We start from the raw sequence: 7,780 nt of genomic DNA on the forward strand, positions 1-7,780 counted from the left end.
GCGCGGCGCATCGCGAGCTGCGCTCGCTCCTACGTTTGTTTCAGGCCAGTAACGCCTGTGGCAGCCGCGCGCGACCGCCTGGTTCATACGACGCTATTTCGCGCCATGCCCCAGAGCGTCCGCGCACAAATCCCCCAGGATAAATTGGCCCGAAACAAACGTAGGAGCGAGCGCAGCTCGCGATGCGCCGCGCGGGCGGCGCTCGATTTGCGCACCACCATCAAACCCAAGCCATGCACCCAGGCCCAACCCCGTAGCTCAGCCCTTCTCAGCCGGCGCCGAGCTCAGTTCGAACGGGCTACTACTGCGCCGCTGGTTGCGATCTTCCCGCGGCGTTGCGCCAAAGAAGTTGCGATAAGCACTGGAGAAATGCGGCCCCGACGAAAAACCACAGGACAGCCCGATCTGGATGATCGACTTGCTGGTCTGCATCAGCATTTGCCGCGCCTTGTTCAACCGCAATTCCAGGTAATACTGGCTCGGCACGCGGTTCAGATACTGTTTGAAGATGCGCTCCAGCTGCCGGCGCGATACGCACACATGCTGGGCAATTTCATCCGTGGTCAGCGGTTCCTCGATGTTGGCCTCCATCAGCAAAACCGCCTGAGTGAGCTTCGGATGGCTTGAGCCCAGGCGGTTCTGCAGCGGAATACGCTGGCGCTCACCACCTTCACGAATACGCTCGACCACCAGTTCCTCGGACACCGCCCCTGCAAGCTCCGCCCCATGGTCGCGGGCCAGCACTGCCAGCAACAAATCGGTCACCGCCATGCCACCGCAGGCTGTCAAACGATCGCGATCCCAGTCGAACAGATGGCTGGTGGCAATGACCTTGGGAAAGCGCTCGGCAAAGTCGTCCTGCCAGCGCCAGTGCACCGCCGCGCGGTAACCGTCGAGCAGGCCCAGCATGGCCAGCGGATACACGCCCGCGGACAGCCCGCCGATCATGCAGCCACTGCGCGCCAACTGCTTGAGCGCTGCTGACAGCGTCGGGCCCACAGCCTGAGGCAAATCGTCAGCCAGCAAGAATAACTTGCTGCACCCCTCCAGCCGCCCGCTCCACGGCTCGCCAGGCAAGCGCCAAGCGCCCTCTGCGACAGGCTCGGCCTGGAGAAACGCAATCTCATAGACCACATCCGGATGCACCCGCTGAGCCACCAGCAACACTTCCTCTGCCAGCGCCAGGGTCAAGGGCTTGGTGCTAGGCCAGATGAGAAAACCAATTCGCTGGGTGGTCATAGGGTGCTGTCCGAAACCTGGTTCGTTCGAGTCTGTAACGCAGGGTCAGGCTGCGCTTGCTGCGCAGCATGCCCTATTCTGGTGCAAAGAGGCAGTGTTTACTTCAGGCTACCGGAGAGAAACTGCTTGAGCCGCTCCGATTGCGGGTTGGCCAGCACTTCACGCGGGCAGCCGGTTTCCTCGACCAAGCCTTTGTGCAGGAACACCAACTGGTTGGACACCTCGCGGGCAAAACCCATTTCGTGGGTCACAACTACCATGGTCCGGCCCTCCTGGGCCAAGGCCTGCATGACCTTGAGCACATCACCAACCAGCTCAGGGTCGAGCGCCGAGGTGGGCTCGTCGAACAACATGACCTCAGGCTCCATGGCCAACGCCCGGGCAATGGCCACGCGCTGCTGCTCGCCACCTGACATATGGCCAGGGAAGGCGTCCTTGCGGTGAGCAACGCCCACCTTGGCCAGGTAGTGCTCGGCCTTTTCCAACGCCTCTTTCTTGTTCACCCCCAACACATGCACCGGCGCTTCGATGATGTTTTCAAGGGCGGTCATGTGCGACCACAGGTTGAAATGTTGGAACACCATCGACAGGCGCGAACGCATGCGCTGCAACTGACGCGGGTCGCTGGCTTTGAGCGCTCCGTCCTTGCCAGGGGTCAGCTTGAGCTCTTCGTTGTTGAGCAGGATCTTGCCGGCATGGGGCTGCTCCAGCAGGTTGATGCAGCGCAGGAACGTCGACTTGCCCGAACCGCTCGAGCCGATGATGCTGATCACGTCGCCAGCCTTGGCTGCCAGGGACACGCCCTTGAGCACTTCATGGCTGCCGTAGCGCTTGTGCAGGTCTTGGACTTGAAGTTTGTACATACTGTCGGTTCTCACAGAGCGGTCAGTGCTTGCGCGGCGCCAGGTAGCCGAGCCAACGGCGTTCGGCCATCTTGAACAGGCGCACGAGGATGAAGGTCAGGCACAGGTAGAACACGCCCGCCGTGATGTAGGCCTCGAAAGGCAGGTAATACTGAGCATTGACCGTGCGTGCCGCACCGGTGATGTCGATCAAGGTGACGATCGAGGCCAGGCTGGTGGTCTGCAGCATCATGATCACTTCGTTGCTGTATTGCGGCAGCGCCCGGCGCAGCGCAGAAGGCAGCAGGATACGGCGGTACATTTTCATGCGCGACATGCCCATGGCTTTGGCCGCTTCGATTTCGCCATGGGGCGTGGCCTTGAGACTGCCGGCGATGATTTCGGCCGTGTAGGCACTGGTGTTGATGGCGAACGCCAGGCATGCGCAGAAAGTGGCACTGGACAGCCACGGCCAGAAGATACTCGCGCGCACCGCCTCGAACTGAGCCAGCCCGTAGTAGATCAGGAACAACTGCACCAGCATCGGCGTGCCACGGATCACATAGGTATACAGCCAGGCACTGACGTTAACCAAAGGCTGCTTGGAGACACGCATCAGGCCCAGCGGAATGGCCGCCAACAGGCCGAACAGCAGCGACAGCGCCAGCAGCTTGAGCGTGGTCAGCAGGCCGCCCAGATACAGTGGCATCGCCTCCCAGACAACGTTGTAGTCGAAGATCATAGTTCAGCCACCTTGACGCCCGCCGAGTAGCGGCGCTCCAGATACTTCAGCGCCAGCAGCGAAACACTGGTAATCACCAGGTACAACGCCGCTACGGCCAGGAAGAAGGTGAAAGGTTCACGAGTGGCATCAGCCGCCTGCTTGGCCTTGAACATCATGTCCTGCAGGCCCACTACCGAAATCAGCGCCGTGGCCTTGGTCAGCACCAACCAGTTGTTGGTGAAGCCTGGAATGGCCAGGCGGATCATCTGCGGCACCTGGATGCGGAAGAACACCTGGCGCGCACTCATGCCATAGGCCACGCCGGCCTCGGCCTGGCCCTTAGGTATACCGAGGAACGCCCCGCGGAAGGTTTCCGACAGGTACGCACCAAAAATGAAGCCCAGCGTGCCGATACCGGCGATCAGCGGGTTCAGGTCGATGTAATCGTCGTAACCGAGCAATGGTGCCACTCGGTTGATGATGTCCTGGCCGCCATAAAAGATCAGCAGGATAAGGACCAGGTCAGGGATGCCACGGATCACCGTGGAATACAGATCCCCCAGCCAGGCCAGCCAGCGCACCGGCGACAGACGCAGGGCCACGCCGATCAGGCCAAGGACGATGGCCAGGGCCATCGACGACAGGGCGAGCTGCAGCGTCAGCCACGCCCCATCGAGGATGACTGCCCCATAGCCTTTCAACATGATTGGGATTCCTCAGGGCTTGGGAATGAAAAAATGGTGCAAACCTCAGAGCTTCTGCTGTTTGCACCATTGTACAGGTTGAACCCGACGTCTTAGTTCGAGTCTGGACCGTAGATGTCTAAGTCGGGGCCGAAGTACTTCTCCTCGATTTCTTTGTACTTGCCGTTGGCACGAATCGCATCGATGGCCTTGTTGATGCGCTCGCGGTTGGCGTCGTCGCCTTTGCGTACAGCGATGCCTACGCCGTCACCGAAGTACTTGACGTCGGTGAACGATGGGCCAACGAAAGCAAAGCCCTTGCCGGCCTTGGTATTGAGGAAGCCGTCTGCGAGCAGGGTCGCGTCTGCCACAGTGCCGTCCAGGCGACCGGCAGCGACGTCCAGGTAGATTTCGTTCTGAGTACCGTACGGCACGACAGTGGCGCCTTTGGGTGCCAGGACCTCTTTGGCGAAGCGGTCGTGGATCGAGCCACGCTGCACACCAATTTTCTTGCCCTTGAGCTCGTCCAGGCTCTCGCTCACGGCAGTGCCCTGCTTCATGACCAGGCGCGCCGGCGTCAGGTAGTAGCGCTTGGTGAAGTCCACCGACTTCTTACGGTCTTCGGTGATCGACATGGACGACAGGATGGCGTCGATCTTGCGCACTTTGAGCGCTGGGATCAGGCCGTCGAATTCTTGCTCGACCCAGGTGCACTTGGCTTTCATTTCTTCACACAAGGCATTGCCGATGTCGTAGTCAAAACCGGCGATGCTGCCATCAGGCTGCTTGAAGGCAAAAGGAGGGTAAGCCGCTTCGATACCGATTTTCAGCGGCTTTTCATCGGCTTGCGATACCAGGGAAAACACGGAAAGCGCCAGGGCGCCAAGCAGTGCGAGCTTCTTCATCAGGTAACTCCATCGGTACGGGGCAATACGAGGCAGGGGTAACAGCTGCCCGCTATGCGAATGGGTACAACGCGAGCCGCGCAGGTTTCGACCAAGGTCGCAGACCACGAGCGAGTGAGTGGCATTTTAACGACAGCCCGGTAGTCGATATTTCTTCAAAGCGACAACTAGTTACAGAAGCGCTTGAAATCGCGTCGAGCAATGTTGACAGCCGTTGCAAATCATGCAAGAGCTCGAGAGGAACAACCTATAAGCCAAGCAATTAACGGGCCTATTATTGGCAAACCCTTGCTTTACGGCAAGTGCAGCGTTTGACCTTACTGAAAAAGGCCGCCCGATTGCACCAGCAGCGGACAGACCTGTTTCCCGATGCCCCGATCCTGTGCGAAATCGGTGACAGAAGAGTTACCGATGAATGTCGGGTAACAGTGAAGCAAAAACCCCGCCGGCTGACCGAGCGGGGTTTGAGGTAGGTGGCTAAACCAGCGGGGCGGGCCTAACGAGCAAGCCCGTCAGCAGCCTCACTGGCCTGTTCGCGAGCGAACTCGCTCCCACCGGTCAGGCGATCGCCTCTGAGCGCTAAGTCAAGCCGAGGCCAGGTTCATCGCTTTGTGGGTGTCAATCAAATGCTGCACGACGCCTGGGTCTGCCAAGGTCGAGATATCACCCAGGCCATCATATTCAGCAGTGGCGATCTTGCGCAGAATACGGCGCATGATCTTACCCGAGCGGGTCTTCGGCAGCCCCGGTGCCCATTGGATGACGTCGGGCGACGCGATCGGGCCGATTTCCTTACGCACCCAGTTCTTGAGCTCCATGCGCAGTTGCTCGCTGGGTTCGACCCCGGCATTGAGGGTGACGTAGACATAGATGCCCTGCCCCTTGATATCGTGGGGCACACCCACCACAGCCGCTTCGGCGACCTTGGCATGGGCGACCATGGCGCTTTCGATTTCCGCAGTGCCCATGCGGTGACCGGAAACGTTGAGCACGTCGTCTACACGGCCGGTGATCCAGAAGTAGCCGTCTTCATCACGACGCGCACCATCGCCAGTGAAGTACATGCCGCGGAAGGTCTTGAAGTAGGTGTCGACGAAACGGTCGTGGTCGCCATACAGCGAACGCGACTGGCCCGGCCAGGAATCGAGGATTACCAGGTTGCCTTCGGCAGCGCCCTCGATAAGGTTGCCCAGGTTATCCACCAGCGCTGGCACCACGCCGAAGAACGGCCGCGTTGCCGAGCCAGGTTTGAGCGCCGTGGCCCCCGGCAGTGGGCTGATCAGCACGCCACCGGTTTCGGTTTGCCACCAGGTGTCGACTATTGGGCAACGCTCTTTGCCCACGGTCTTGTAATACCAATTCCAGGCCTCAGGGTTGATCGGCTCGCCGACCGAACCCAGAAGGCGCAAGCTGGAACCGTCAGCACCCGCAACCGCAGCCTGCCCTTCGGCCATCATGGCGCGAATGGCGGTCGGCGCCGTGTAGAGGATGTTGACCTTGTGCTTGTCGACAATTTTCGACACACGAGTGATATCGGGGTAGTTCGGTACGCCTTCGAACAACACGGTGGTGGCGCCGTTGGCCAACGGGCCGTAGACGATATAGCTGTGCCCAGTCACCCAGCCAACATCAGCCGTGCACCAGTAGACCTCGCCTGGGCGGTAGTCGAACACCCGCTCATGGGTCAGCGCGGCATACACCAGGTAACCGCCAGTGGTGTGCAGCACCCCCTTGGGTTTGCCGGTGGAGCCGGAGGTATAAAGAATGAACAGCGGCTCCTCGGCACCCATTTCCTTCGGTGCACAATGGCTGGAAGCGACTTTCATCAAGTCTTCGTACCAGATGTCGCGATGCTGGTGCCAGGCAATGTCACCACCGGTGCGCTTGCACACGATGATCTTCTGCACGCTGCTGGTTTCAGGGTTGGTCAGCGCCAGATCGACGTTGGCCTTCAGCGGTGTACGACGACCGCCTCGCACCCCCTCGTCAGCAGTGATCACCACCTTGGATTTGCAGTCGATGATGCGACCGGCCAGAGCCTCTGGCGAGAAGCCGCCGAACACGACCGAGTGAATGGCACCGATGCGGGCACAGGCCAACATGGCCACTACCGCTTCCGGGATCATCGGCATGTAGATGGTGACCACATCGCCACGATGGACATCCTGGCCGCGCAGGGCATTGGCGAATTTGCACACCTGCTCGTGCAGTTCGCGGTAGGTGATATTGCGGTGCTCGGAAGGGTCGTCGCCCTCCCAGATGATCGCCAATTGATCGCCGCGCTCTTCCAGGTGGCGGTCCAGGCAGTTTGAGGACACGTTGAGAGTGCCGTCGGCAAACCACTTGATGTCCACATGGTGGTCGTCGAAGGAGGTCTGCTTGACCTTGGTGAACGGCTTGATCCAGTCCAGGCGCTGGGCCTGCTCACGCCAGAAGCCGTCCGGGTTGATCACCGATTGCTGATACATGGCCTTGTAGGTGGCCTCGTCGGTCAGGGTAGTGGCCGCAACCTCGGGACGAACGGGATACAGTGGAGCCGCACTCATCTGTGATACCTCGGTGTAATAGTTGTTTTTGTATGGAACCGTTTGTAACTGTAACAGAGCTGGAAAAACCATACGACGATGGTAGTAGCGCAGGTAATCCCTTAACGGCCCGCACAGCAGCAGAGGCTCTAGCCCGCAGCTACTGGCCCGTCATAGTAGAAACCGAAGGATGCCGTTCAAGGGATTGTTACAGAATTTGGCAAAAGGCGAAAAAACTTTATCAAAACGCTATCTGTTTCCCTTAGTTAACCAGGCATAACATTGATCTCGCCAGCAACGGCAAAGCGATTAACTACAGGAAACAGCCCCCACGAAGGCAATTTGTTAATCCCGCTCTAATCCCGATAGTTGAAATTCAGTACTACTCGCGGCGTCACAAGCGCCGCGTGCCCCCTGACGACCTTAAACAGGTAAATTGAACATGAAAGCGTTACTGGTATTGGTACTCGGCGGCCTCTGCAGCACGGCGATGGCCGGCGAAACGAACACTGTCGAACAGATCCCGGTTGAGCAGTACACTTACTCCCAGCACCTGGATATCGCCCGCGTCATCTCCATGAGCGAAGTGCCAAACGTCTGCGAGGTGGTGCCCGCCCGCATGACCTATGAAGACTCCAATGGCCACAAGCACATCCTCGAATACCGCGTAATGGGCAACGGCTGCTCCAACGGCTGAAAACCCGAATCGGGGCCCAAATGGCCCCGTCGCGTGTCCGCCCGCTTCAACCTAGCCCCCCCTAAAAACTAATACGAGATTAAGTGAATTTTATTTAATCCAGCCCTTTGCCCCACGCCTAATCGGTGAACTTGCTTGCAATTGTCCTTTGACGACCCCCCCAGC

General features: G+C 59.3%; 7 protein-coding genes. 1 reads left to right on the forward strand and 6 read right to left on the reverse strand.

What is annotated here, in order from left to right:
* Window positions 1–258: 258 nt before the first annotated feature.
* The 6 genes from argR to acs form a co-directional block, all read right to left on the reverse strand.
* Window positions 259–1,239: a transcriptional regulator ArgR gene (gene argR / locus ACK59H_RS18150; protein WP_261743851.1), complete on the reverse strand. Its 981-nt coding sequence runs from the start codon at window positions 1,237–1,239 to the stop codon at window positions 259–261.
* Window positions 1,240–1,337: 98 nt separating this feature from the next.
* A complete protein-coding gene (locus ACK59H_RS18155; RefSeq protein WP_060480184.1) occupies window positions 1,338–2,102 on the reverse strand; it encodes an ABC transporter ATP-binding protein in 765 nt (254 codons plus the stop codon).
* A gap of 22 nt (window positions 2,103–2,124) precedes the next feature.
* A complete protein-coding gene (locus tag ACK59H_RS18160) occupies window positions 2,125–2,823 on the reverse strand; it encodes an ABC transporter permease (RefSeq protein ID WP_060480183.1) in 699 nt (232 codons plus the stop codon).
* Window positions 2,820–3,509, reverse strand: a complete 690-nt coding sequence (locus tag ACK59H_RS18165) for an ABC transporter permease (RefSeq protein ID WP_060480182.1) — start codon at window positions 3,507–3,509, stop codon at window positions 2,820–2,822. The genes ACK59H_RS18160 and ACK59H_RS18165 overlap by 4 nt, the downstream gene beginning before the upstream one ends.
* 92 nt (window positions 3,510–3,601) lie before the next feature.
* A complete protein-coding gene (locus ACK59H_RS18170; protein ID WP_060480181.1) occupies window positions 3,602–4,393 on the reverse strand; it encodes an ABC transporter substrate-binding protein in 792 nt (263 codons plus the stop codon).
* Window positions 4,394–4,977: 584 nt separating this feature from the next.
* Complete coding sequence (gene acs / locus ACK59H_RS18175; protein WP_060480180.1) at window positions 4,978–6,939, reverse strand: acetate--CoA ligase; 1,962 nt, start codon at window positions 6,937–6,939, stop codon at window positions 4,978–4,980.
* Between the two features lie 421 nt (window positions 6,940–7,360).
* On the opposite strand from acs, the gene ACK59H_RS18180 reads away from it, so the two are divergent.
* Window positions 7,361–7,615 carry a DUF2790 domain-containing protein gene (locus tag ACK59H_RS18180; protein WP_060480179.1) on the forward strand — a complete coding sequence of 85 codons (255 nt, stop codon included), beginning with the start codon at window positions 7,361–7,363 and terminating at the stop codon, window positions 7,613–7,615.
* Window positions 7,616–7,780 lie beyond the last annotated feature (165 nt).

The sequence above is a fragment of the Pseudomonas sp. KCJK9000 genome, assembly GCF_046230725.1.
Classification (GTDB): Bacteria; Pseudomonadota; Gammaproteobacteria; order Pseudomonadales; family Pseudomonadaceae; genus Aquipseudomonas; species Aquipseudomonas promysalinigenes.